Raw genomic sequence first — 25665 nt, 5'->3', positions numbered from 1 at the left:
CGTACGCCAAGGGGTACGGCAGCGGTCCCGGCTAGCCGGGCGTCTGGTCCTGGAACGACGGCAGGGTGAAGATCCGCTCCTTCGCCGCGTCGTCCATCAACTCGACCAGCGGCAGCACCAGTTCCCACAGGTCGCGTTTGTCGACCTCGCGGGCGAGCGCGTCCAGGTCGTCGTCCGTGAGGGTGGACGCGGAGGTCGCGATCGTCTGGCGGGAGGCGGTGGGGAGGAGCTCGACCAGGGGGAGGAACTCCGCCCAGAGGCCCGTCGACACCACCGCCGGGACCATTCCGGTGAGGATCTCGGGGTCGCTCAGGGACGGGAGGAGGGCCACTGCTCGGCGGTCGTCCTCGGAGAGGAGGGCCACCAGGGGGAGCAGGGACTCCCACAGGTCCTGGGCGGCCACCGTGCGGACGAGTGAGTCGAGGCGTTCCGGTGGCTGGCGGGCCGCCAGCGTGGCGATGCGGGTGCGCTGGTCGCCCGTCACCAGGCCCGCGACCGCCAGCGCCTCGGGCCACAGGCCGTCCGCCGCCGACGCCACGACCCGCGCCAGGCGCTCCTCCCCCATCAAGTCGACTATGCGGTTCAGGTGTTGAGGGAGATCGATCACGCTTCCCGTTTTCAGCACCACCTTGTCCTCTACCTGCGGGAGGATCCGTTCGAGGGCCGAGTCGCGCAGGTGGCCCACGAAGCGGCCCATCGTGAGGTGGTCGCCGCGTTCGGCGAGGGCGACCGAGACGCGTACGAGGAGGTTCTCGTCGAGGCGGTCCACGATGCCGGGGATGCGGCGCGGGTCCAGGTGTGCGCACGACTCGGCGGTGAAGGACACCGGCAGCTTCTCGATGATGTCCGCCGCCCGGGCGGGTTCCAGTTTGCCCGCCACCGCCGCCGCCAGCCGCGGCCCCAGCGCCTTCTGGGAGATCGCGGCCGCCACCCCGGCGGGCACCAGCTTCGTGGCGCGGGCGATCCGGTCCAGCATCTCCGGCGTCCCGTCGAACAGCGCGGCCACGGTCTGCTCGCGCAGCCGCCGCAGGTCGTCGGCGGGGAGCGCGGCCAGGAACGCGAGTTCGTCCGGTTCACGGCCGAGCAGGCGGGCGATCTTCTCCGTCTCGGCGCGGCCGAGGAGCTTGTCCATGTCGGTCACCGGCTCACTTGAAGAGGATGCGGCGGACGGGACCCCGGGCGAGCGCGGGGACGAGCTTCAGCGCCTCCTCGGCGGCCTCGCCGAGACCGGCGGCCCGCGAGGCCCGCTCCTCGCGCAAGGCCGAGGCCAGGAGCGCCAGTTGATCCTCTGTCAGGGACGCCAGGGCCTCCGGTGGCGGCGCCCCCAGCTCCGCACCCAGTCGTGACAGCGCTTCGGTGCTCACGGAAACCTCCCGGCGACAGCGGCGGCATCGGTCCGGTCCCGAGCGTGCGACCGATTTGACTTTTAGTCAATAGTGGCGCCGTCAGATCACCCCCAGCGCGACCGCAGCACCTCCTCCGCCGGCTTCCCGTGCGGTGTGTACGCCAGCCCCGCCGGTGTCTCCCCGCTGTCCGGCCAGTCGTCCCACATCCACCAGCACACCCCGGCCCACCAGTCCCGGTCCGTGAAGGCGTCCAGCAACGCCCGGTATCCGGCGGCCTGTTCGTCGGTGTCCTGGCGCTTGCTGACCGTCCAGGAGTACGGCGCCGTCGTCGAGCCGCGCTGGCTCGTGTAGCCGGCCTCGGTGAACAGGATCTTGCGGTGCTGCCGTCCGGAGAAGGCCGCCAGCTCGTCCGCGACCGGCCGCCAGGCCCGGCCCAGCTTCGCCGCGTCCGCCGTGGGGGCCGACCCCAGCGGCCAGTACGCGTCGATCCCGATGACGTCGAGCTCCGGCCAGAAGGGGACCTGCGCGTACTCGTCGTAGTTCGCCGCGTACGTCAGCGGCTCCCGGTAGCGCGCCCGGACCGCCGCGATCACCTTGCGCCAGGCCGCCAAGTCCTCCGAGACGCCCGCGAGTTCGGTGCCGACCACGAACCGTTCGGCGCCCGTGTCCCGCGCGAGCTCCGCGTAGTGCGTGATGAACTTCTCGTACGAGGCGAACCAGGCCGCCCGGTCGGCGGGGCGGATCTCCGCCCGGTCGGTGCCGTCCACCAGGTCCACGTGCGGCTTCAGCATCACCTTGAGCCCGGCCCGGTGCGCCAGGGCGGTGATCCGCCGCACGCTCGCGTCGCTCGCGGTCTCCTCGGTGGGACGCTGCTCCGAATCCTTGGTGCTCGTTTGGTACCAGGTGGGCGTGAAGACGACCCAGCGCGCCCCCGTGTGCGCGATGTCCCGCAGATACGCCTCGGCGCGCGGGCTGTCGTAGTCGTCCGCCGACCAGGACGGCAGGGTCATGCCCCGCACCCGCCCGTCGGCGGCGGACCCGGACGGGCTCGGGCCGGGCGCGGAGTCGTCGCCCGGCTCCCCCGAGCAGCCCCCGAGCACGAGCGCGGCGGCCGCGGCGAGAGCCGCGACCGCCTTCTTTCGAGTGGTGCTCACAGCGCCGCGGGGCTGACGAAGGTGTAGCCGAGGGCCTTGATACCGTCGATCGTGTCCTTCAGCGGCTGGACCGGATAGTAGGGGTGGTAGAAGAAGCTCGCGAAGCCGTCCCGGACCGCCAGGTTGGCCTTGGCCGACGCGATCAGGTCCGCGGGCAGCCGCGGTGGATGGTTGTTGTACGCCACGGGCTCATAGTTCCCGATGTTCTCGGGCAGCACCTTCGTCCCGTACACGTCGTTGACGACGTACGGGAAGAACTGGCCGATGAACCGGTTCGGGTCCGCCGTACCACCGCTCAGCGTCCCCGCGAAGTACAGCGAACGCTCCAGCCGGGACGGGTAGTTCTGCGCGAAGACGTGGTAGTCCGTGGCGGAGGCGGCGTAGTGCGGGGTGGTCCACAGCTGCGGGCGCGGCAGCCCGGCCGCGGTGAACGCCGCGAGGCCCGCGGTGATCCGGGACTGGGCCCAGGCCGTGGAGTCCTCGGCCACCGGCCCGTCGTAGACCACGTTGTTCGCCGCGTCGACGTGCGCCCGGTAGAACTCGAAGTCGTCGCCGGTGACCCCGGTGTACGGGTTGTCGACGTTGCTGTACTGGTGCGTGTAGCCGTGCTCCATCAGCACGGCGCCGCGCGCCAGCATGTACTGGAGCGCCGAGACGACCTGCGGCCGCTGCGCGAGCGTCACGGTCTGCGGGGTCCCGCCGTTGTAGACGCCCCTGGGGTCCGTGTAGACCGGGATGACGTTGATGCCGTACGGGATCTGCTGGGAGTACAGGTAGTCCGCCATCGCCCGCAGCTGCGCCGGGTCGGAGTCGGGGCTGATGTCCTCCAGGCGGACCATCGCCCGGTGGCGGGCGGCGGTGCCGGGGGCCAGCGCGTCGTACAGCATGTCCTCGAAGGCGATCACGCGGTCGCTCTCGGAGACGTACACGAAGGGGAGCTCCCCGACATAGGTGAGGTTGGCGGACCGCACCGCCCACGGGAAGGTCTTCCCGCTCGCCGAGTCCAGCGCCTCGGCCACCTTGGTGACCGCCGGATAACCCGCCCCGGTCAGGATGTTGGGGCGCAGCACACCGCCGTCCTGCCCGGCCGGGATCGTCCGGGTGAGGGTCTGGCCGCCGTAGGTGACCTGGGTGACGTTGCCGACGGAGCCGCCGTCCTCGAAGTACGAGGTGGTCGGGTCCCAGCCGTACTTCTGGGTGAACGGGGCGACCCCCACCGCGTTGCCCATGTTCCAGATGTTGTCCCCGACCCAGGTCACCGGGGTCGTGGAGGCCTGCACGTCCTGGTAGAACGCGGCCGGTACGGCGTCCGGGATGCCACCGCCGTAGTAGGTGGAGCCGAGGTAGACGGCCGCCGTGTACTGGCCGAGCATCCCGGCGGTGTACTGGGAGACCGGCTTGGCGGTCACGGTGCCGAAGTGGCCGCCGAGGTTCGCCGTGGCCATGGCGTACAGCTCACCGAGGTAGCCGTAGGGGCCCGTGGTGTCGTACAGGACCAAGGTCGAGGTCGTGGCGGGCGGCGCCGCATCCAGGAGCCGGCGCACGGTGTCCGTCACGGTCGACAGGAGCGTCTTGACGATCGGGGGCGGTGCCGCGCGGCGCCGGGTGTCCGCCGCGAGGTGCGCCTTCGCCCAGTCCGCGAGGCCCACCCGGCTGACGTTCGCCGCCGGTGCGAGCGATTCCGGCCGCGGCCGGCGGCCGTCCGGCCCGGCGGCCGAGGCCGCGAACGCGGTGCCCGCCAGCACGGCCAGCACCAGGAACAGGACGGAGATGCGGCGCCGGCCCCGCCGCCCGCGCACGGTCGCTCTTTTCAGGGATTTCATGAGTGATTGCCCCCCTCTTCTCTTCGCCACAGAATGGCAAAACCAGGGACCCTTGCCGGTTTTTCCGACCGGGACCCTGGTCGAATGAGGGCCACGATTCTTCTGGCCGACCGCAAAGCATGTCAATGGCGCACGGCCTCCCATTCTGAATGCGCCCCGCGCCCCCTGATTCGATCCATGAACTTTTAACTTCGCGCTCACGGCCCTGTCCGAACCTGCTACGTTCGCCATCTCACGCGGAGACGTGTGGGTAAAAATGGGGGGGAACCCATGTACGGAAAACCTGCCTTGGGCACAGTGCTGCCGCTGGCGGGGATGGCGGCGGCACCCGAGGCCGTGCCGGGCCTACCTTTGGCCAAGGCTCTGCAGGCCACAGCGGGTGCGGGCTTCGTTCTCTACTGCCTGATCGCCTGCATCCTCATATCGATCAGAATTCGACTCCGCTGGCGCACCGGTTCGAATGTTCAGCCCGACGGGGCACGCCCCGACGACCTGGGGCGGAAATGATCGTAGAGTTGCTCCTGTGGTCCAGCATTTCCATCATCCTCATGGCGGGCTGCTACAACACCGGTCTCTTTCTGCTCTCCAGGCGCCGGGCGCCCCGCAGAAAAGGACCGCGCAAAGAAAGGCTCTATATATTCCTCCTCGCCTGCCTCAATGAAGAACAGGTGCTGGCCGAGAGCCTGGCACGGATCACCGCACTGCCCGCCGGGAATTTCCTGGCCCTGGTCATCGACGACGCCTCGGACGACCGTACGTCCGAGATAGCCCGGGCGGCGGGCCCCGACCGGGTCCTGCTGCACCGGCGCGAACTGCCGGACGCCCGGCGCGGCAAGGGCGCCGCGCTCAACGACGGCGTACGGTTCCTGACCGAATCCGGTGTGCTCGACGGGCACGATCCGGACGACGTCATCGTCTGCGTGGTCGACGCGGACGGGCGCCTGGACGGCCATGTGGTCCAGTCCGTCGACCCGTTCTTCGACGACCCCCGCACCGGAGCCACCCAGATCTGCGTGCGGATGTACAACCGGGGCACCGGACTGCTCGCCCGCCTCCAGGACATGGAGTTCGTCGTCTACGGCGACGTCTTCCAGAGCGCGCGCCGGTTCATCGGAAGCGTCGGCATGGGCGGCAACGGCCAGTTCATGCGGCTGTCGGCGCTGCACACCCTGGGGCCCGGCGGCCCCTGGAGCGACAGCCTCACCGAGGACCTGGACCTCGGCGTACGGCTGATCGCGAAGGGCTGGGCCACCCAACACTGCACCACCGCCTCGGTCTCGCAGCAGGCCGTTCTCAGCCTGCGGCGCCTGGTACGGCAGCGATCCCGCTGGTTCCAGGGCCACCTCCAGTCGGCCGGACTCGTCCCGCTCATCCTGCGGGAGGTCCCCACCCGACCCGCGCTCGACCTGCTCTACCACCTCTCCAGCCCGGTGCTGATCCTGCTCACCTCGCTGCTGCCGCTGTCGTTCCTGGTCGCCCTCGGCGGCACCGCCCTCGCCTCCGTCGAGGCGGGCAGGGCGCTGGTGTCACCGATGTGGCTGCTCGGCCCGTACGTGCTCTCCTTCACCGCCGCGTACGCGTACGGCTTCGTGTACGCCAAGCGCGAGCGGGACCTCGGGCTCGTGCGGTCGGTGCTCGTCGCCCACGTCTTCGTGTTCTACGGCTACATCTGGTTCGCCGCCGGCTGGTGGGGGCTGTGGCGGATGGCGACCGGCAAGCGCACCTGGCTCAAGACCGCCCGCACCTGAGCGGCGGTCCCGCGCCGGGCCCGTGGGCGCACCTCTCACTTCTCTCATCGTGCTCGTCCTTGTCATAGGGGGGACCTATGTCTGCCATGCCTTCGTTTCCTTCCGGTGCGCCCGTGCGCGCCATGCTGGTGCTCGGCACCCGGCCCGAGGCGATCAAACTGGCGCCGCTCGCCCGGGCGCTGGCCGGCGGTACGGAGTTCGAGCCGGTCGTCGTGACCACCGGCCAGCACCGCGAGATGCTCCACCAGATGCTGGGCCTGCTGGGGGTCGACGTCCGCCACGCGCTCGACGTGATGCGCAACCGCCAGCAGCTCTCCGATCTGACGTCCCGTCTGGTGGAGGGGCTCGGCCAGCTCCTGCGCAGGGAGCGGCCCGACCTGGTCGTGGTCCAGGGCGACACCACGACCGCGCTGGCCGGGGCGCTCGCCGCCTTCTACGAACACATTCCCGTCGCCCACGTCGAGGCGGGGCTGCGCACCGGGGTCCTGGACAACCCGTTCCCCGAGGAGCTCAACCGCTGCCTCATCGGGCGGATCGCGCGCTGGCACTTCGCCCCCACCGAGCGCGCGGCCCGGCATCTGCGGGCCGAGGGCATCCCCGAGGGCCAGATCTTCACCACCGGCAACACCGTCATCGACAACCTCCACTGGGCGCTCGCCGAGGGGATCGGGACCTGTGCGTTCCGCACCGCGCGGCGGCGGGTCCTGGTCACCCTGCACCGGCGGGAGAACCAGGGCGCCCGGATGCACGCGATGGGCCGGGCGCTGAGCCGGCTCGCCGAGCGGGGCGACGTGGAGATCGTGATCCCGCTGCACAAGAGCCCGGCGGTGCGCGAGGCGCTGCTGCCGCTGACGGGCCGGGCGGGCATCACCCTGGTCGAGCCGCTGGACTACCCGGACTTCACGGCCACGCTCGCGGGCTGCGACCTGGTGCTCACCGACTCCGGCGGCATCCAGGAGGAGGCCCCCAGCCTGGGCAAGCCCGCACTGGTGCTGCGGACCACCACCGAGCGGCCGGAGGCGGTGGAGGCCGGGGCGGCCCGGCTCGTCGGCACCGATCCGGAGGCCATCGTGGCCGCGGCGGCCGCGCTCCTGGACGACCCCGGCGCGTACCGGCGGATGGCGACGGCGGGCAATCCGTACGGGGACGGCGGCGCGACGGCGCGGATCGTCACCCAGCTGAGTGAGGACTTCGCGGCGGAAGTCCCGTCCGCCCCCGTGCCGTTGCTCCCCGCGCCCCCCGTAGCCGGCGGACCGGGTCCATACTCGACGGCATGACGACAGCCCCGCGTCTGCGGCGCCCGGTCCCGCCGACCGGGCCGGGTGGCCGCAGACGCAGAGCCACCGCTCTGGTCCTGGCCACCGCCCTGCTGGCGGCCGGGGCCTTCGGGTTGAGCAGGTGCGTGGGCGGCGGGGGCCCGGCGCCGCGCGAGTCCTGGGCCGACGGCACGGCGCACGGCCCCTGGCAGTCGGTGTTCAACGGGCACGGCGTCAACACGGGCGACGACCACTCCCTGGAGCTGGCGCCGCGGCGGGCCACCGACCCGGGCACCACCCACGCGGGCCTCGTGGTGAGCCGGGCCGTCTACGGCGACGTGCGCTACGAGGCCCGGATGCGCACGGTCGAGCAGCTGCGCACGCCCGCGCCGAACACCTGGGAGGTGGCCTGGCTGGTGTGGGCGTACACCGACCCGGAGCACTTCTACTACATCACTCTCAAGCCCAACGGCTGGGAGCTGGGCAAGCGCGATCCCGCCTACCCGGGCGGCCAGCGCTTCCTGGCGACGGGCGAGCGGGGCTTCCCGGTCGGCACGTGGTACACGGTCCGGGTCGTGCAGCAGGGCGCCCATCTCCAAGTGGCCGTCGACACGGCGGGCCTCGCCGACTTCACCGACGCCGAACGCCCCTATCTCCAGGGCGCGTTGGGGGCGTACACGGAGGACGCGCGGGTGGAGTTCCGGCAGCTGCGGGCCGAGGGCGGCAAGGGCTGACGCGCCGCGGCGCCCACCCGGTCGTCCGGTCGGGGACAGTGGGGCAGGCGCCGCGCTGCGGGGGCCCGGGGGCGTCCCCCGATCCTGCGCAGCCCGTACACCGTTGTACGGAACGATTTTGGGTGGAGCGGACTCAGACCGTCAGCGCCCGGTCCGTCGGACGGATCGGGGCGGGCAGTGCGCTCCTCCCCGTAAGGTACCGGTCCACACCCCGTGCTGCCGAACGGCCCTCCGCGATCGCCCAGACGATCAAGGACTGGCCGCGCCCGGCGTCACCGGCCACGTACACTCCGTCGACGTTCGTCGCGAAGTCGGCGTCGCGGGCGACGTTGCCGCGCTCGTCGAGCTCCAGGCCGAACTGCGCCACCAGGCCGTTGGACTGGTCGGTGCCGGTGAAGCCCATGGCGAGGGTGACCAGCTGGGCGGGGATCTTCCGCTCGGTGCCCGGCTTCTGGGTGAGCTTGCCGTCCACGAACTCCACCTCGACCAGGTGCAGGAACTGGACGTTGCCGTCCTCGTCGCCCTCGAAGTGGGTGGTGGAGACGGAGTAGACCCGCTCGCCGCCCTCCTCGTGGGCCGAGGTGACCTTGTAGAGCATCGGGAACGTCGGCCAGGGCTGGTTGGCGTTCCGGTCCTCGCCGGGCCTCGGCATGATCTCCAGCTGGGTGACCGAGGCCGCGCCCTGGCGGTGGGCGGTGCCCACGCAGTCCGCGCCCGTGTCGCCGCCGCCGATCACGACGACGTGCTTGCCCTCGGCGGTGAGCGGGGGCGCCACGAAGTCGCCCTCCTGCACCTTGTTCGCCAGCGGCAGGTACTCCATCGCGAAGTGGATGCCGTTCAGCTCGCGGCCGGGGACCGGCAGGTCGCGGGAGACCGTGGCACCGGCCGCGATGACCACCGCGTCGTAGCGGCGGCGCAGCTTCACCGCGTCGATGTCGACGCCGATCTCCACCTCGGTGCGGAACTTGGTGCCCTCCGCGCGCATCTGCTCGATGCGGCGGTTGATGTGCACCTTCTCCATCTTGAACTCGGGGATGCCGTAGCGCAGCAGACCGCCGATGCGGTCGGCGCGCTCGTACACCGCGACCGTGTGGCCGGCCCGGGTCAGCTGCTGGGCGGCGGCCAGGCCCGCCGGGCCCGAGCCGATGACCGCGACGGTCTTGCCGGAGAGCCGCTCCGGCGGCTGCGGGGTGACGTCGCCGCTGTCCCATGCCTTGTCGATGATCGAGACTTCGACGTTCTTGATGGTGACGGCGGGCTGGTTGATGCCGAGCACGCACGCCGACTCGCAGGGAGCCGGGCACAGCCGCCCGGTGAACTCCGGGAAGTTGTTGGTGGCGTGCAGCCGCTCGGACGCCGCCGACCAGTCCTCGCGGTAGGCGTAGTCGTTCCACTCGGGGATCAGGTTCCCCAGCGGACAGCCGTTGTGGCAGAACGGGATGCCGCAGTCCATGCAGCGCCCGGCCTGCTTGCTGATGATCGGCAGCAGCGAGCCGGGAACGTAGACCTCGTTCCAGTCCTTGACGCGCTCGGCCACGGGGCGGGTCCGCGCGACCTCGCGACCGGTGGTGAGAAAGCCCTTGGGGTCAGCCATTGGTCGCCGCCTCCATCATCTTCTCGGTGGTCTCCTGCTCGGAGAGACCGGCGAGCTCAGCGGCTTCCTTGGCGGCGAGCACTGCCTTGTACGTGGACGGGATGATCTTGCTGAAGCGCCGGGCCGCGGCGGGCCAGTCGGCGAGCAGCTTCTCGGCGACCGTGGAGCCGGTCTCCTCCTGGTGGCGGCGCACGACGTCGTGCAGCCACTGCTCGTCGGCCTCGGTGAGGGCCTCGACCGCCGTCAGGTTGCCGGAGTTGACGTGGTTCGGGTCGAGGTCGATCACGTACGCGATGCCGCCGGACATGCCGGCCGCGAAGTTACGCCCGGTCTCGCCCAGGACCACCGCGTGGCCGCCGGTCATGTACTCGCAGCCGTGGTCGCCCACGCCCTCCGAGACCACCAGGGCGCCGGAGTTGCGGACGCAGAACCGCTCGCCGGTGCGGCCGCGCAGGAACAGCTCGCCGCCGGTCGCGCCGTACGCGATGGTGTTGCCCGCGATGGTCGAGTACTCGGCGAGGTGGTCGGCGCCGCGGTCCGGGCGGACGATCACCCGGCCGCCGGAGAGGCCCTTGCCGACGTAGTCGTTGGCGTCGCCCTCCAGGCGCAGCGTCACACCGCGCGGCAGGAAGGCGCCGAAGGACTGGCCCGCCGAGCCGGTGAAGGTCACGTCGATGGTGTCGTCGGGCAGGCCCGCGCCGCCGAACTTCTTGGTCACCTCGTGGCCGAGCATGGTGCCGACGGTCCGGTTGATGTTGCGGATCGCGACCTGGGCGCGGACCGGCTGGGCGTCCTCGGCGGTGGCGGCGCCGAGCGCGTCGGCGGCGAGCTCGATGAGCTCGTTGTCGAGCGCCTTCTCCAGGCCGTGGTCCTGCTCGACGACGGCGTGGCGCACCGCGCCCTCGGGCAGCTCGGGCACGTGGAAGAGGGCGTCCAGGTCGAGGCCCTGCGTCTTCCAGTGGCGCACCGCGCGGCTGGTGTCGAGGAGCTCGGCGTGGCCGACGGCCTCCTCGATCGACCGGAAGCCCAGCTCGGCGAGGAGCTCGCGGACCTCCTCGGCGATGAACTGGAAGAAGTTGACGACGTACTCGGCCTTGCCGGAGAACCGGTCGCGCAGCACCGGGTTCTGGGTGGCGATGCCGACCGGGCAGGTGTCCAGGTGGCAGACGCGCATCATGACGCAGCCGGAGACGACGAGCGGCGCGGTCGCGAAACCGAACTCCTCGGCGCCGAGCAGCGCGGCGATGACCACGTCGCGGCCGGTCTTGAGCTGGCCGTCGGTCTGGACGACGATCCGGTCGCGCAGGCCGTTGAGCAGCAGGGTCTGCTGGGTCTCGGCGAGGCCGAGCTCCCAGGGGCCGCCCGCGTGCTTGAGCGAGGTGAGCGGGGATGCGCCCGTGCCGCCGTCGTGGCCGGAGATGAGGACCACGTCCGCGTGCGCCTTGGAGACACCCGCGGCGACCGTGCCGACACCGACCTCGGAGACCAGCTTCACGTGGATGCGGGCCGCCGGGTTGGCGTTCTTGAGGTCGTGGATCAGCTGGGCCAGGTCCTCGATGGAGTAGATGTCGTGGTGCGGCGGCGGCGAGATGAGGCCGACGCCGGGCGTCGAGTGACGCGTCTTGGCGACCCACGGGTAGACCTTGTGGCCGGGCAGCTGGCCGCCCTCGCCGGGCTTGGCGCCCTGCGCCATCTTGATCTGGATGTCGTCCGCATTGACCAGGTACTCGCTGGTGACGCCGAAGCGGCCGGAGGCGACCTGCTTGATGGAGGAGCGGCGCGCCGGGTCGTACAGGCGGTCCGGGTCCTCGCCGCCCTCGCCGGTGTTGGACTTGCCGCCCAGCTGGTTCATGGCGATGGCGAGCGTCTCGTGCGCCTCGCGCGAGATCGAGCCGTACGACATGGCGCCGGTGGAGAAGCGCTTGACGATCTCGGAGACCGGCTCGACCTCGTCGATGGAGATCGAGGGGCGGTCCGAGGAGAAGCCGAAGAGCCCGCGGAGCGTCATCAGCCGCTCGGACTGCTCGTTCACGCGCTCGGTGTACTGCTTGAAGATGTCGTACCGGCGGCCGCGGGTGGCGTGCTGGAGGCGGAAGACCGTCTCCGGGTCGAACAGGTGCGGCTCGCCCTCGCGGCGCCACTGGTACTCGCCGCCGATCTCCAGCGCGCGGTGGGTGGCCGCGATGCCGGAGGCGGGGTACGCCTTGGCGTGCCGGGCGGCGACCTCCTTGGCGATGACGTCGATCCCGGCGCCGCCGATCTTGCTGGCGGTGCCGCTGAAGTACGTGCCGACGAACTGCTCGTCCAGGCCGATGGCCTCGAAGACCTGGGCGCCCCGGTAGGAGGCGACGGTCGAGATGCCCATCTTGGACATCACCTTGAGGACGCCCTTGCCCAGCGCGTAGATCAGGTTGCGGATCGCCTGCTCGGGCTCCAGGCCCTCGATGAAGGTGCCCGCGCGGACCAGGTCCTCGACGGACTCCATCGCCAGGTACGGGTTGACGGCCGCGGCGCCGTAGCCGATCAGCAGCGCCACGTGGTGCACCTCGCGCACGTCACCGGCCTCGACGAGCAGCCCCACCTGGGTGCGCTGCTTCGTACGGATGAGGTGGTGGTGGACGGCGGCGGTGAGCAGCAGCGACGGGATCGGCGCGTGCTCGGCGTCGGAGTGCCGGTCGGAGAGGACGATCAGGCGGGCGCCGTTCTCGATGGCGGCGTCGACCTCGGTGCGGATGGCCTCGATGCGCTCGGCGAGCGCGTCGCCGCCGCCGGAGACCCGGTAGAGGCCGGAGAGCGTCGCGGCCTTGAAGCCCGGCATGTCGCCGTCGGCGTTGACGTGTATCAGCTTGGCCAGCTCGTCGTTGTCGATCACCGGGAACGGCAGCGTGACGCTGCGGCAGGACGCGGCGGTCGGGTCGAGCAGATTGCCCTGCGGACCCAGCGAGGAGCGCAGCGAGGTGACGAGCTCCTCGCGGATGGCGTCCAGCGGCGGGTTGGTGACCTGCGCGAACAGCTGGGTGAAGTAGTCGAAGAGCAGCCGGGGGCGCTCGGAGAGGGCCGCGATCGGCGAGTCCGTGCCCATCGAGCCGAGCGGCTCGCCGCCGGTGCGGGCCATCGGCGCGAGGATGACGCGCAGCTCTTCCTCGGTGTAGCCGAAGGTCTGCTGGCGGCGGGTGACCGAGGCGTGCGTGTGCACGATGTGCTCGCGCTCGGGCAGGTCCTCCAGCTCGATCTCGCCGGCTTCCAGCCACTCGGCGTACGGGGCCTCGGCGGCCAGCGCCGCCTTGATCTCGTCGTCCTCGATGATGCGGTGCTCGGCGGTGTCGACGAGGAACATCTTGCCGGGCTGCAGGCGGCCCTTGCGGACGACCTTCGCCGGGTCGATGTCGAGCACGCCGACCTCGGAGGAGAGCACGACCAGGCCGTCGTCGGTGACCCAGTAGCGGCCCGGGCGCAGGCCGTTGCGGTCCAGGACCGCGCCGACCTGGGTGCCGTCGGTGAAGGTGACGCAGGCCGGGCCGTCCCAGGGCTCCATCATCGTGGAGTGGTACTGGTAGAAGGCGCGCCGGTCCGGGTCCATCGAGTCGTGGTTCTCCCACGCCTCGGGAACCATCATCAGGACGGAGTGCGGCAGCGAGCGGCCGCCGAGGTGGAGGAGCTCCAGCACCTCGTCGAAGGAGGCGGAGTCGGAGGCGTCCGGCGTACAGACCGGGAAGATCCGGTCCAGCGTCTCGCCCGTGAACAGCTCGCTGACGAGCTGCGACTCGCGGGCCACCATCCAGTTGCGGTTGCCCTTGACCGTATTGATCTCGCCGTTGTGCGCGACGAAGCGGTACGGGTGGGCGAGCGGCCAGGAGGGGAAGGTGTTCGTCGAGAAGCGCGAGTGGACCAGCGCGACGGCGGTGGCGAACCGGCGGTCGGAGAGGTCCGGGAAGAACGGCTCCAGCTGCCCGGTGGTGAGCATGCCCTTGTAGACGATCGTGCGGGCGGAGAGCGAGGGGAAGTACACCCCGGCCTCGCGCTCGGCGCGCTTGCGCAGGACGAAGGCCTTGCGGTCGAGCGCGATGCCGGTGCTGGTCCCGTCGGCGACGAAGAGCTGCCGGAAGGCGGGCATGGTGGCGCGGGCGCCGTTGCCGAGCAGCTCGGGCGTGACGGGCACCTCGCGCCAGCCGAGGACGTCCAGGCCCTCCTCGGCGGCGATGGCCTCGATCCGCGCCACGGCCGAGGCGCTGTCCTCGACGGGCAGGAAGGCGATGCCGACGGCGTACGCACCGGCCTCGGGCAGCTCGAAGGAGGTGACCTCGCGCAGGAACGCGTCCGGCACCTGGAGCAGGACGCCGGCGCCGTCACCGGAGTCCGGCTCGGAGCCGGTGGCACCCCGGTGTTCGAGATTGCGCAGTACGGTCAGCGCCTGCTCGACCAGCTCATGGCTGGCCTCACCGGTCAGGGTGGCCACGAACCCGACACCGCAGGCGTCGTGTTCGTTACGGGGGTCGTACATCCCCTGCGGAGCAGGTCGACCGTCCATGGGCGACCAGGCGTCGGAACGCATCGGCTCTCCCGTCGTCGTCGTGGCATATACACAGCCGAGGGACGACGTTGGCCCTCTGCGAAATTTCGTGCAGGTTACATGATGGGACGGATCTCGGGAACTGGATAGTCCATTCCAACATGCGGACACTCGGGCGGCGCTCGCCGCGCTTTCCGGGGCAGGCTTCATTGCCTGCGGCAGCGGAGTGTGTACGGCCTATGCCCGGTGGTCGAAGAGGCGAAACCGCCCAGTAACGATTAGTTATGTGGGGTCCTGCATACTCCCGCATCTTACGGGTGGCGGGGCGGTCCCGCGCAGGACGTAGGTCACATGGTGACCCCGGACTCACCCGGGCGCACGGCGAAGGCCCGCCCGGACGGGTGCACGTCGGGGCGGGCCTTCGGGGCGAGAGGTGCCGGCGGGGCCGGGGTGCCGGTCAGCCCACCGCTGTACCGAAGAGCGAGCCGAGGCCGAAGGTGAGGGCCGCGGCCGCGCCGCCGAGGGCCAGCTGGCGCACCCCGCTGAACCACCACGAGCGCGCGGTGACCTTGGCGACGACGGCGCCGCAGGCGAAGAGACCGACCAGCGCCAGCAGCACGGCGGGCCACAGTGCGGTCGCGCCGAGCAGATACGGCAGTACGGGAAGGATCGCGCCCAGGGCGAACGAGCCGAAGGACGAGACGGCGGCGACGGCGGGCGACGGCAGGTCGTCCGGGTCTATGCCGAGCTCCTCGCGGGCGTGGATCTCCAGCGCCTGCTCGGGGTCGCGGGAGAGCTGCATGGCGACCTCGCGGGCGAGCGCGGGCTCGACACCGCGCGACACGTAAAGCTCGGCCAGCTCCTCCATCTCGTCCACCGGGTGCTTGCGCAACTGCTGGCGCTCGACGTCGAGTTCGGCCTCGACGAGCTCGCGCTGCGAGGCGACGGAGGTGTACTCGCCGGCGGCCATGGAGAAGGCCCCGGCGGCCAGACCGGCGAGGCCGGTGACGATGATGGTGTGCTGCGAGACGGCACCGCCCGCGACGCCGGTCATCAGGGCGAGGTTGGAGACGAGCCCGTCCATCGCGCCGAAGACGGCGGGGCGCAGCCAGCCGCCGTTGACGTCCCGGTGCGTGTGGTTGTCCCGGTGCGCCTCGTGCAGCGCGGCTTCGGTGTTGATGACGGACACAGCTCTCCCCTTGCGTTCAGCAGCGGGCGCTTGCGTCCCGCCCCCCTCTTCTCCGTCGAAATTACGCTCGATGTAAGCCCCGCGCTAGCAAGGCAGGCCGTACTTACCCAGGTCAGAGGGGTGTTGTGCTCATTCGTGGCCGGTCTTGCACACATGTGGCGGGAGGGTGACAGATGGACTCCCGGCTCGTTCGGCGTGGCAGAGATCAAGCGAAGGATCCGGCGACGTCGAAAGGCCTCCCATGGAGTTGATCGCCAGCGGCCCCGGCACGGCCGAGGCCATCCGCGAGCGGGCCAGGGGCGCGCTGCTCGGCCTCGCGGTGGGGGACGCGCTCGGCGCCCCCGCCGAGAACATGAAACCGTCGGAGATCCGGGCCCGCTGGGGCCGGATCGAGGGCTTCGTCTCGGACGACCCGGCGGGCACGGACGACACCGAGTACGCCATCTTCTCCGGCCTGCTGCTCGCCCGGCACGGCTCGGCGCTCACGGTCACCCATGTCGAACACGCCTGGCACCACTGGATCGCGGACCGCGACGAGGGCCCGTTCCGGGGCGCGGGCTTCAGCGAGCGCGGAACCCTGGAGAACCTCCGCCGGGGCCTGGCCGCGCCGATCTCGGCCCAGCACCGCCACGCCTGGAGCGACGGGCTGGCCATAAGGGCGGCGCCGTTCGGCGTGTTCGCGGCGGGCGCCCCGAGGGAGGCGGCGCGGCTGGTGGCGATCGACGGCTGCGTCAGCCACGAGGGCGAGGGCATCTACGGCGGCCAGGCGGTGGCGGCGGGCGTAGCGGCGGCGATGACGGGCGGGAGCCTCACCTCGGTGATCGCGGCGGCCCTCTCGGTGATCCCGATGGACTCCTGGACCGCACGCTCGCTGCGCCGCGCGGTGGCGGTGGCCGACCAGGGCGAACGGGCGGTCCGCTCGGCGGTGGTGATCGGCGGCTACCCGTGGACGGACCTGGCCCCCGAAGCGGTCGCCCTGGCCTTCGGCGCCTTCGCCACGGCCCGGGGCGACTTCACGGCGTCGGTCCTGACGGCGGTCAACATGGGCCGCGACGCGGACACGACGGCGGCGGTGGCGGGCGCCCTGGCCGGCGCGTACGGCGGCGCCGCGTCGATCCCCGCCGCCTGGTCCTCCGCGATCGGCCCGGTCCGCGGCAGCTGCCTCCCCGAGATGCGCGGCTACCACGTCCTGGACATCGCGGACCTGCTGACGCCGGATCCTGAGGAAGGGGAGAGCGCGTGATGGGTGACGAGGTTTCCGAGGGGCGTACGGAGCTCCGCAGCGGGGTGCCGGGGCTGTCCCAGGCCGACCGCATCCAGGGCCTCCTGCTCGGCCTGGCCGCCGGGGACGCCGCCGGGTGGCCCGCCGCGCGGCACCGGGCCGCGCGGATGCCCGAGTGGACCCGGCGGCTCACCCGCGAGCTCGACACCTTCGCCGAGCAGAACGCCACCACCACCCTGCCCGTCCCCATCGCCCTCAACCAGCCCCCCGAACCGCTGCGCCTGGGCCCGTCGGACGACGCCGAGTGGGCCGCGTTCGCCGCCGAGACCGTGCTCACCGCCGCCGAGCCGCTGCTCGCCCACCTCACCCCGGCCCGACGCGTCCGCGCCGCCGTCGACCGCGCCTGGAACCTCCTCGCCGCCGAGGTCGCCGCGGCGGCCGAACGCGCCCCCGAGGTCGAGTCCGCGGTGCTCCCCCTGCGCGCCCGCATCTCCGTACGCGCGGGCCTCGGCAACCTCGCCACCGGCCTGCGCCCGCCCGCCACCGGCCACGACAACCCGCACTACTTCGACGACGCCGCCTGCGTACGCGCCGCCGTCCTCGCCGTCGTCCACCCCGGCGCGCCCCGGGAAGCCGCCGAACTGGCCGAGTTCGACGCCCGGTACACCCAGGACGGCGACGGCGTGCACGGCGCCCGGGCCGTCGCCGCGGCGGTCGCGGCCGCGCTCGGCGGGGCCGGGGTCCAGGACGCCGTGGCGGCCGCCCTCGACGAACTCCCGCCCGACACCGAGATCGGCCGCAACGCCCAGCACGCCGTCAAGCTCGCGCACGACTTCGCCGACGACACGGCGGGCGCGTTCGCCCTGGTCCCGCTCCTGGAGCACCAGATCGTGGACCACGTCTACAGCTACGGGATCGCCGCCGCCGAGACCGTCCCCGTCGCCCTCGCCCTGGCCACCGCCTCGCGCGGCACGGTCGCCGAGGCGGTCCCGGCCGCGGCCTGTCTGTCCCGGGTCGCGGACTCGGCGCCCGCCCTCGCCGGGGCGCTCACCGGCGCGCTCGGCGGCGGCGCGGCGATCCCCGCCCCCTGGCTGGACGCCTGCCGCACCCTGTCCGGCTGCGCCCTCCCGCGCCTGGCCGGCACCGACCTCGTGGAGCTCGCCGGGCTCCTCGCCGACACGCTGCGCCACCCGCCGGGCGGCTGAGCTTTTCACCGCTTTAGGCGAAAGTGCCGCGAACCCCCGCGAACTGACCGTCCAGGGTGGACAATTCCGGCATGACGCTCACGACGTCGTACACGACGCTCACTCTTGAGGACCGCATCACCGGCGCCCTGGTCGGCGCGGCCGTCGGGGACGCCCTCGGCGGCCCGGTCGAGGGCTACACCCCGGAGCAGATCGTGGAGCGGCACGGCGGCCGCGTCCACGGCGTCGTCGGCCCCTGGCACGGCGACGACTGGCGTACGGCGCGGCCGATCGCCCCGTACCACAAGGGCGACGGCCACGTCACCGACGACACCTTGATGACGCACGCGCTGATCCGGGTGTATGAGCAGGTCCGCGACCACCTGGACGCGTACGCGGTCGCGGACCACCTGGTCCCCGACCTGATCGCGCACCCCCGCTGGATCCCGGAGCTCGAAGCCGAGGCGATCCCCCTCCACCGGATCTTCCTCGCCGAGAAGTGGATCGTGGCCCGGCTGCACTACGGCCACGTGGACCCGCGCGAGGCGGGCACCGGCAACATCGTCAACTGCGGCGCGGCGATGTACATGGCCCCGGTCGGCCTGGTCAACGCGGCCAACCCGGCGGCGGCGTACGCGGAAGCCCTGGAGGTGGCGGCCCCGCACCAGTCCTCGTACGGCCGGGAGGCGGCGGGCGTGTTCGCGGCGGCGGTGGCGGCGGCGTGCGCACCGAACGCGACGGCGACGAGCGTCGTGGAAACATGCCTGACCCTGGCAAAAGACGGAACGCGCTCGGCGATCGAGGCAGTGGCGGAAACGGCCTCCGCCCACACGGACTTCGAGTCGGCTCTGGCCCCCCTGCGGGCGGCGATCGCCCCCTTCGACACCGTCGGCCCGGACTACCGCGCCCCGTCCCTGGGCGCCCGCCGCCCGTCCCGCCTGCACGCCATCGAGGAACTCCCGATCGCCCTGGGCATGCTGCTCGTGGCCGACGGCGACTACCGCACGGCGGTCCTCGGCGCGGTGAACTACGGCCGGGACTGCGACTCCATCGCCACCATGGCGGGCGCCCTGGCGGGCGCGCTCCGGGGCGAGGCCCCCATCCCCGCCGCCTGGCCCAAACAGATCGCCGAGGCCAGCCGCCTGGACCTGCACGCCCCCGCACGGGCCCTGACGGAGGTGACCCGCGAGGTGTACGAGAAGGACCGCACCCGCCAGTCCGCCCACCACAAGGCCTTCGAGGCGCTGACCCGATGACCCCCCTACGCCTGACCTGGGTCCAGCCGGAGGACCTACTCCCCCACGAACTCCGCCAGGCGAGGGAGGACGGCAGGGAGGCGGGGCGAATCGCGGCACGCTGGAGGGCAGCGGGCGGCGGGAAGGCCCCTCGATCGGCGGGCGCGTCCCCCACACCCGCACCCCCCGAACTACGCAGGCTGGCGCTGGCCCTGCTGGACGAACTGGGCACTCTCCCCTGCCGGTTGAGTGAGGCTGAACCGACGGACTACGAGGCGATCAAGTCGGCGACGGCAACCAGTCACAGCCCAGTCCGGGGTCCGGGGCGGAGCCCCGAGGGGGTGCAGGGGCGCAGCCCCGCAAGCGGGGTGCAGGGGGCGCAGCCCCCGCCTGGGGGCCCGGGGGCGGAGCCCCCGGAGAACCACCTTCCCCACCCCCACCCCCGGAGGGTTTCGGGAAGGGGCGGGGTGGGGGAACTCCACGCCCTCCACGCCGCCTGGCTAGGCCGCGCCGCCGGCTGCCTGCTCGGCAAGCCCGTCGAGAAGCTGCCCCTCCACGGCATCCGAGCCATCGCTCGGGCCACCTCCAACTGGCCCCTCCACACCTGGTTCACCGCAACCGGCCTCCCCACCGACCTGGCCACCACGTACCCCTGGAACCGCCGCTCCGCCCCCACCTCCCTCGCCGAGAACATCGACGGCATGCCGGAGGACGACGACCTCAACTACCCCCTCCTCGGCCTGCTCCTCCTCCAGCGCCACGGCCGCGCCTTCACCACCACCCAGGTCGCCCAGCTGTGGCTGGACGAGCTCCCGGCGGGCCGTACGTTCACCGCCGAGCGCGTCGCGTACCGCAACCTCCTCGACGGGATCGAGCCGCCGCACACCGCCACCCACCGCAACCCGTTCCGCGAGTGGATCGGCGCCACCATCCGCGCCGACGTCCACGGCTGGACCAACCCGGGCGACCCCGCGGCCGCCGCCGAGCAGGCGCACCGCGACGCCGTCCTCACCCACACCGCCAACGGCGTGTACGGCGCGATGTTCACGGCCGCGGCGATCTCCCTGGCCGCCACCGGCGCGTACGACGTACACGACTGCCTGAAGGGCGGCCTCGCGGTGATCCCCCCGCGCTCCCGCCTCGCGGAGGCCGTACGCCTCGGCATCCACCTCGCCCACCAGGAAGGCGACTTCGACACCGTCGTCGACCACCTCCACACCACCCTGGGCGGCTACCACTGGGTGCACGCCGTCCCCAACGCCGCCCTGCTCGCCGCCGCCCTCACCCACGCCGACGGCGACTTCTCCGGCTCCATCTGCCGCGCGGTGTCCGGCGGCTGGGACACCGACTCCAACGGGGCCACCGCCGGATCCCTCGCGGGGCTCCTCGCCGGGCACCCGGACGCCCTGCCCGCCCGCTGGACCGCACCGCTCAAGAACCGCCTCGCCACCACCGTCGCCGACTTCGACGGCACCGGCTTCGACACCCTCGCGGAACTGACCGCACAGCTCACCCCACCCCACATCCCCCAGGAGGTACGGAGCGCATGACGCGCATCGCGGTGCTCGGCAGCACCAACATGGACCTGGTCGCCTACGTGAAGAGCGCCCCGCGCCGCGGCGAGACCGTCACCGGCCACGACTTCCGTACGATCCCGGGCGGCAAGGGCGCCAACCAGGCCGTCGCCGCGGCCCGCGCGGGCGCCGACGTCGCGCTCATCGGGGCGGTCGGCACGGACGAGTTCGGCGTACGGCTGCGGGCCGCGCTCGACGGCTCCGGTGTCGACACCGACCTCGTGCGCACCACCGAGGGGCCGTCCGGCACGGCCCACATCGTGGTCGACGCGGACGGCGGCAACGCGATCGTCGTCATCCCCGGCGCCAACGCCTCCGTCACCCACCTCGGCCCCGGCGACGAGGCGCTGATCGCGGGCGCCGAGTCGCTGCTGCTCCAGCTGGAGCTGCCGATGGACACGGTCGTCGAGGGTGCCAAGGCGGCCCGGCGCCACGGGGTGCGCACGGTCCTCACCCCCTCCCCCGTCCAGCCCCTGCCGCCCGAACTCCTCGCCGCCACCGACCTGTTGGTGGCCAACGAGCACGAGGCCGCCGCGCTCACCGGCATCGACGACCCCAAGGCGGCCTCCCGCGCGCTGCTCGAACTCGTCCCCGAGGTGGTGGTCACGCTCGGCGCCCGGGGCAGCCTGTACGCGGCGCGCGGCCAGGACCCGGTCGCGGTCCCGGCCCCGGAGGTGACCGCGGTCGACACGACGGGCGCGGGCGACACGTTCGTCGGCGCACTCGCCGTCGCCCTGGGCGAGGGCCGGGCGATGCCGCAGGCGCTCGCCTGGGCGTCGGACGCCGCCGCGCTCTCGGTCCAGCGGCCCGGCGCGGTGGCCGCCATGCCGTACCGCAAGGAGATCGACGCGGCGGCGGCCGAGGGAACCGCCCGGTGACGACTCCCCTGCAACAACTGCGGGTTCTGGACCTCGCCACCCTCTTCGCCGGGCCGCTCGCCGCGACGATGCTCGGCGACTTCGGCGCCGAGGTCATCAAGGTCGAGCACCCCCGCCGCCCCGACCCCTCGCGCGGCCACGGCCCCGCCAAGGACGGCGTCGGGCTGTGGTGGAAGCTGCTCGGCCGCAACAAACGGACGATCACCCTCGATCTGTCCACGCCGGGCGGCCGCGAGACCCTCCTCCGGCTCGCCGCCTCCACCGATGTGATCATCGAGAACTTCCGCCCGGGCACCCTGGAGCGCTGGGGCCTGGGCTGGCCCGAACTGGCCGCCGCCAACGACCGGTTGGTACTGGCCCGGGTCACCGGCTTCGGCCAGTACGGCCCGTACGCCCACCGCCCCGGCTTCGGCACGCTCGCCGAGGCGATGAGCGGCTTCGCGGCCGTCACCGGCGAGCCGGACGGCCCGCCGACGCTGCCGCCGTTCGGCCTCGCGGACTCGATCGCCGCGCTGGCCACCGCGTACGCCGTCCTGACCGCACTCACCGCGCGCGCCGCCACCGGGCGCGGGCAGGTGATCGACATGGCGATCATCGAGCCGATCCTGACGGTCCTCGGCCCCCAGCCCATCTGGTACGACCAGCTCGGTTACGTCCAGCCGCGCACCGGCAACCGCTCCCGCAACAACGCCCCGCGCAACACCTACCGTACGGCGGACGGCAGTTGGCTCGCCGTCTCCACCTCGGCCCAGTCGGTGGCCGAGCGGGTGATGCGGCTGGTGGGGCGCCCGGACCTGATCGGCGAGCCGTGGTTCGCTACCGGCTCGGGGCGGGCCGACCACGCGGACGAGCTGGACGAGGCGGTGGGCGGCTGGATCGCCCGCCGCACCCGGGAGGAGGCGATGACGGCGTTCGAGAAGGCGGAGGCGGCGATCGCGCCGATCTACGACATCCGCGAGGTGATGACGGACCCCCAGTACCGCGCGCTGGACACGCTCACCACGGTCGACGACCCGGAGCTGGGGCCGGTCAGGATGCAGAACGTCCTCTTCCGGCTCTCCGAGACCCCGGGCGCGATCCGCTGGGCGGGCCGCCCGCACGGCGCGGACACGGACGAGGTCCTGACCGAACTGGGCCTGTCCGCCCAGGAGATCACCACGCTGCGCGGGGCGGGCGCGCTGTGACGACGATCCCGCTGACCTGGCTCTACGCCCCCGGCGACCGGCCGCAGGTGGTCGAGAAGGCGCTGTCGGCGGGCGCGGACGTGGTGATCGTGGACCTGGAGGACGCGGTGGCGCCGGACCGCAAGGAGTACGCGCGGGCGGCGACGGCGGAGCTGCTCGCCGAGCCACTGTCCACGCCGGTGCACGTCCGGGTGGCCACGGAGGAGGACGTACGGGCCTTGGCCGGGCTCCCCGGTCTGGCGGGCCTGCGGCTGCCCAAGATCACCCACCCCCAGCAGGTCCAGCGCATCGCGGGCCTGGCGCCCGGCGTCCCGCTGCACCCGCTCCTGGAGAGCGCGCTCGGCGTGGAGCACGCGTACACGATCGCCTGTGCCCACCCGTCGGTGCGGAGCATCGCGCTCGGCGAGGCGGACCTCTGCGCGGATCTGGGCGTACGCAACGAGTCGGGCCTGGACTGGCCGCGCAGCCGGGTGGTGGTGGCCGCGCGGGCGGCGGGGCTGGCCCCGCCCGCGCAGTCGGTGTACCGGCACATCAGCGATCTGGCGGGGCTCGCCGCGTCCTGCGCGCACGGGCGCGGGCTGGGCTTCCTGGGGCGCGCGGCGATCCATCCGGCGCAGTTGCCGGTGATCGAGCGGGCCTATCTGCCGTCGGCGTCGGAGGTGGCGGCAGCGGAGGAGATCCTCACGGCGTCGCCCACCGACACGGGGGCGCTGGCGCTGGCGGATGGTCGCTTCGTGGATGCGGCGGTGGTGGAGGCTGCGCGCCGCACGCTGTCCTTGGCCCAGAGGGATCCCCCACCCCGCCCGTTCCCTTAACCCTCCGGGGGGTGAGATTTCGTCTGCGGGCCGTCCCCAACTGGTCGCGCAGTTCCCCGCGCCCCTAGGTACTTAGGGGCGCGGGGAACTGCGCGACCAGCCACATACGGTCCGCAGACGAACACCGGGCCTCAAAGGGCTCAGCCCTTGCTCGGCGTTCCGTTCTCGGACGGCATCGACTTCTCGGCCTCGTCGGCGGGCGCGTCGTCAGAGGGCGCATCCTCCGACTCCGGCTTCGCCTCCGCGTCAGCGGAGGACGGCTCGACCACTTCCTCCCGCCCCGGCCGCACCCGCGAAGAAATCACGATGTACGTCACGGCGAGCACGAAGACGGTGATCGCGGTCCAGTCGTTGAGGCGCAGACCCAGCACGTGGTGGGCCTCGTCGACCCGCATGTACTCGATCCAGCCGCGCCCCACGCAGTACGCCGCGACGTACAGCGCGAACGCCCGCCCGTGGCCCAGCTTGAAGCGGCGGTCCGCCCAGATGACGAGGAAGCCGACGCCGAGGCACCACAGCGACTCGTACAGGAAGGTCGGGTGGTACGTGCCCGCGACCCGGTTCGTCCCCTCGGAGATCTTCAGCGCCCACGGCACGTCGGTCGGCTTGCCGTACAGCTCCTGGTTGAACCAGTTGCCCCAGCGGCCCACGGCCTGGGCGAAGGCGATGCCGGGGGCCAGCGCGTCGGCCCAGGCCGGCAGCGGGATGCCCCGACGGCGGCAGCCGATCCACGCGCCCACCGCGCCGAACGCGATCGCGCCCCAGATGCCGAGCCCGCCCTGCCAGATCTTGAAGGCGTCGACCCAGTCCTCACCGTCGCTGAAGTACAGCTGGTAGTCGGTGATGACGTGGTAGAGCCGACCGCCGACGAGGCCGAAGGGCACCGCCCAGACGGCGATGTCGGCCACGGTGCCGGCTTTGCCGCCCCGGGCGATCCAGCGCTTGTTGCCGTACCAGACGGCGACGAAGACACCGATGATGATGCAGAAGGCGTAGCCGCGCAGCGGGATCGGTCCGAGATGGATCACGCCGGTGGACGGGCTGGGAATGAAGGCGAGGTTCATGGCAGGGTCGACGCTACCTTGCCGGGCGGGCGGTCGGACCACCCACCCGGCAACTTCTGAGTAACGAGCGGGACGGCAGGGGCTAGGGGGCCTCGTGAGCCGGAACCGCCTTGCTCGGGTGGACCGCCGCCGGGGCCTTCTTCGGGGCCGTTCCCGGGGCGTGCCCGTGCTTCGGCGCCCCGTCCTCGGCGGGCGCCCCCGCCGGCGGCGAGCTCGGGGCACTCGGCGTCGCGGCTCCCGGCTGCGACGGCGGAACCGTCCCCGGCTGCTTGCCCTTGTTCGCCTCGGCGACCCACTTCTTCAGGTTCGCCGGGCTGATCTCCTCGTCGCCCCTCTTCGGGAAGATCGACTCCCCGTTCAGCTGGACGGTCGGCGTGCCCGAGAAGGCGGCCTTCTCGAACGCCTTGTTGGACTTGGCGACCCAGCTGTCGTGCTTGCCGTCCTCCACACAGGAGCGGAAGGCGCCGGTGTCAAGGCCGGGGACCTTCCCTGCCAGCTCGATCAGTCTGCTGTTCTTCGCGAACGCGTCATCGGTCTCCTTGGGCTGATTGCCGTAGAGCACGTCGTGGTACGCCAGGAACTTGCCCGCGTCCTGGGCGCAGCCCGCCGCGTTCGCCGCGTGCAGCGAGCCGCTGCCGCCGAGGTTGCGGTCGATCAGGGTGGCGAGGTGGTACTCCACCCTGATCTGGCCGCTGTTCTCCAGATCGTGGAGCGTGGTCCGGAAGTTGTTCTCGAACATGGCGCAGGCCGGGCAGCGGAAGTCCTCCCAGACCGTGAGCGTGGACGGCGCGTCGGCGGCGCCCACCGGGATGGCCAGGTTGTCCTTGCCCTCGGCGCCGGTCGGCGCGAGCAACGGGCCCGCCGTGCTCTTCTTGCCGTCGCTCTTGGTGTTGGCCGCGATCACGCCGATCACGGCGGCCAGCCCGAGGACGCACACCACCGCCGCGGCGACGATCATCGTGCGTCTGCGGCGGTCCTGGGACCGCTGCCGCTCGCGCTCCTGGGCCAGCCGCTCGCGGGCCGTTCTCTTGCCTTCTTGGTTCTTCTCGCTCACACCCGCAAAACGAACCGGGGAGGCACCGACGTGCCTCCCCGGTCCGATATCCACCCGTACGAGCTAACGCGGTCCGGGTCCGCCCCTACCCGGGCAGGGTT

General features: G+C 72.3%; 19 protein-coding genes. 10 read left to right on the top strand and 9 right to left on the bottom strand.

What is annotated here, in order from left to right; translation table 11 throughout:
- Window positions 1-31: 31 nt before the first annotated feature.
- The 4 genes from IE252_RS09285 to IE252_RS09270 all read right to left on the bottom strand — a co-directional run bounded on the left by IE252_RS09285 (window position 32) and on the right by IE252_RS09270 (window position 4323).
- Window positions 32-1132 (bottom strand): hypothetical protein, encoded by a 1101-nt coding sequence (locus IE252_RS09285; RefSeq protein ID WP_190088991.1) that lies wholly within the window; start codon window positions 1130-1132, stop codon window positions 32-34.
- A 13-nt stretch (window positions 1133-1145) separates the two neighbouring features.
- Window positions 1146-1364 (bottom strand): hypothetical protein, encoded by a 219-nt coding sequence (locus IE252_RS09280; RefSeq protein WP_190088827.1) that lies wholly within the window; start codon window positions 1362-1364, stop codon window positions 1146-1148.
- An 86-nt stretch (window positions 1365-1450) separates the two neighbouring features.
- Window positions 1451-2500 (bottom strand): glycoside hydrolase family 113, encoded by a 1050-nt coding sequence (locus tag IE252_RS09275; RefSeq protein ID WP_190088826.1) that lies wholly within the window; start codon window positions 2498-2500, stop codon window positions 1451-1453.
- Window positions 2497-4323 carry a DUF2334 domain-containing protein gene (locus IE252_RS09270; protein WP_190088825.1) on the bottom strand — a complete coding sequence of 609 codons (1827 nt, stop codon included), beginning with the start codon at window positions 4321-4323 and terminating at the stop codon, window positions 2497-2499. Before IE252_RS09270 ends, IE252_RS09275 begins: the two co-directional genes overlap by 4 nt.
- Window positions 4324-4826: 503 nt before the next feature.
- On the opposite strand from IE252_RS09270, the gene IE252_RS09265 reads away from it, so the two are divergent.
- From IE252_RS09265 to IE252_RS09255, 3 genes are all read left to right on the top strand, one after another.
- A complete protein-coding gene (locus IE252_RS09265) occupies window positions 4827-6071 on the top strand; it encodes a glycosyltransferase family 2 protein (RefSeq protein WP_190088824.1) in 1245 nt (414 codons plus the stop codon).
- 77 nt (window positions 6072-6148) lie between these two features.
- Window positions 6149-7348, top strand: coding sequence for a non-hydrolyzing UDP-N-acetylglucosamine 2-epimerase (gene wecB, locus IE252_RS09260; RefSeq protein WP_229848135.1), 1200 nt, complete (start codon window positions 6149-6151; stop codon window positions 7346-7348).
- Complete coding sequence (locus IE252_RS09255; RefSeq protein ID WP_190088823.1) at window positions 7345-8061, top strand: 3-keto-alpha-glucoside-1,2-lyase-like domain-containing protein; 717 nt, start codon at window positions 7345-7347, stop codon at window positions 8059-8061. Before wecB ends, IE252_RS09255 begins: the two co-directional genes overlap by 4 nt.
- 133 nt (window positions 8062-8194) lie before the next feature.
- On the opposite strand, the gene IE252_RS09250 is transcribed toward IE252_RS09255, so the two are convergent.
- The 3 genes from IE252_RS09250 to IE252_RS09240 form a co-directional block, all read right to left on the bottom strand.
- Window positions 8195-9655 (bottom strand): glutamate synthase subunit beta, encoded by a 1461-nt coding sequence (locus tag IE252_RS09250; RefSeq protein WP_190088822.1) that lies wholly within the window; start codon window positions 9653-9655, stop codon window positions 8195-8197.
- Window positions 9648-14207, bottom strand: coding sequence for a glutamate synthase large subunit (gene gltB / locus IE252_RS09245; protein WP_190088821.1), 4560 nt, complete (start codon window positions 14205-14207; stop codon window positions 9648-9650). The genes IE252_RS09250 and gltB overlap by 8 nt, the downstream gene beginning before the upstream one ends.
- Before the next feature lie 415 nt (window positions 14208-14622).
- Entirely contained in the window at window positions 14623-15354 is a 732-nt protein-coding gene (locus IE252_RS09240; protein WP_190088820.1) for a VIT1/CCC1 transporter family protein, read from the bottom strand.
- Window positions 15355-15595: 241 nt separating this feature from the next.
- On the opposite strand from IE252_RS09240, the gene IE252_RS09235 reads away from it, so the two are divergent.
- The 7 genes from IE252_RS09235 (at window position 15596) to IE252_RS09205 (ending at window position 23446) form a co-directional block, all read left to right on the top strand.
- Entirely contained in the window at window positions 15596-16597 is a 1002-nt protein-coding gene (locus IE252_RS09235) for an ADP-ribosylglycohydrolase family protein (RefSeq protein WP_190088819.1), read from the top strand.
- Window positions 16597-17781, top strand: coding sequence for an ADP-ribosylglycohydrolase family protein (locus tag IE252_RS09230; protein WP_190088818.1), 1185 nt, complete (start codon window positions 16597-16599; stop codon window positions 17779-17781). Before IE252_RS09235 ends, IE252_RS09230 begins: the two co-directional genes overlap by 1 nt.
- A gap of 71 nt (window positions 17782-17852) precedes the next feature.
- Window positions 17853-19016, top strand: a complete 1164-nt coding sequence (locus IE252_RS09225; protein WP_190088817.1) for an ADP-ribosylglycohydrolase family protein — start codon at window positions 17853-17855, stop codon at window positions 19014-19016.
- Complete coding sequence (locus tag IE252_RS09220) at window positions 19013-20545, top strand: ADP-ribosylglycohydrolase family protein (protein WP_190088816.1); 1533 nt, start codon at window positions 19013-19015, stop codon at window positions 20543-20545. Before IE252_RS09225 ends, IE252_RS09220 begins: the two co-directional genes overlap by 4 nt.
- Window positions 20542-21447 (top strand): ribokinase, encoded by a 906-nt coding sequence (rbsK, locus tag IE252_RS09215; RefSeq protein WP_190088815.1) that lies wholly within the window; start codon window positions 20542-20544, stop codon window positions 21445-21447. Before IE252_RS09220 ends, rbsK begins: the two co-directional genes overlap by 4 nt.
- Entirely contained in the window at window positions 21444-22631 is a 1188-nt protein-coding gene (locus IE252_RS09210; protein WP_229848133.1) for a CaiB/BaiF CoA transferase family protein, read from the top strand. Before rbsK ends, IE252_RS09210 begins: the two co-directional genes overlap by 4 nt.
- On the top strand, window positions 22628-23446 hold the full coding sequence (locus IE252_RS09205) for an HpcH/HpaI aldolase/citrate lyase family protein (RefSeq protein ID WP_190088814.1): 819 nt from the start codon (window positions 22628-22630) through the stop codon (window positions 23444-23446). Before IE252_RS09210 ends, IE252_RS09205 begins: the two co-directional genes overlap by 4 nt.
- 140 nt (window positions 23447-23586) lie before the next feature.
- On the opposite strand, the gene lgt is transcribed toward IE252_RS09205, so the two are convergent.
- Window positions 23587-24510: a prolipoprotein diacylglyceryl transferase gene (gene lgt / locus IE252_RS09200; protein WP_190088813.1), complete on the bottom strand. Its 924-nt coding sequence runs from the start codon at window positions 24508-24510 to the stop codon at window positions 23587-23589.
- Window positions 24511-24592: 82 nt separating this feature from the next.
- Window positions 24593-25564: a DsbA family protein gene (locus IE252_RS09195; protein WP_190088812.1), complete on the bottom strand. Its 972-nt coding sequence runs from the start codon at window positions 25562-25564 to the stop codon at window positions 24593-24595.
- Window positions 25565-25665: the final 101 nt, after the last annotated feature.

The organism is Streptomyces melanogenes, from assembly GCF_014649795.1.
GTDB classification, from domain to species: domain Bacteria; phylum Actinomycetota; class Actinomycetes; order Streptomycetales; family Streptomycetaceae; genus Streptomyces; species Streptomyces noboritoensis.
This window is presented reverse-complemented; position numbering and strand designations above follow the sequence as displayed.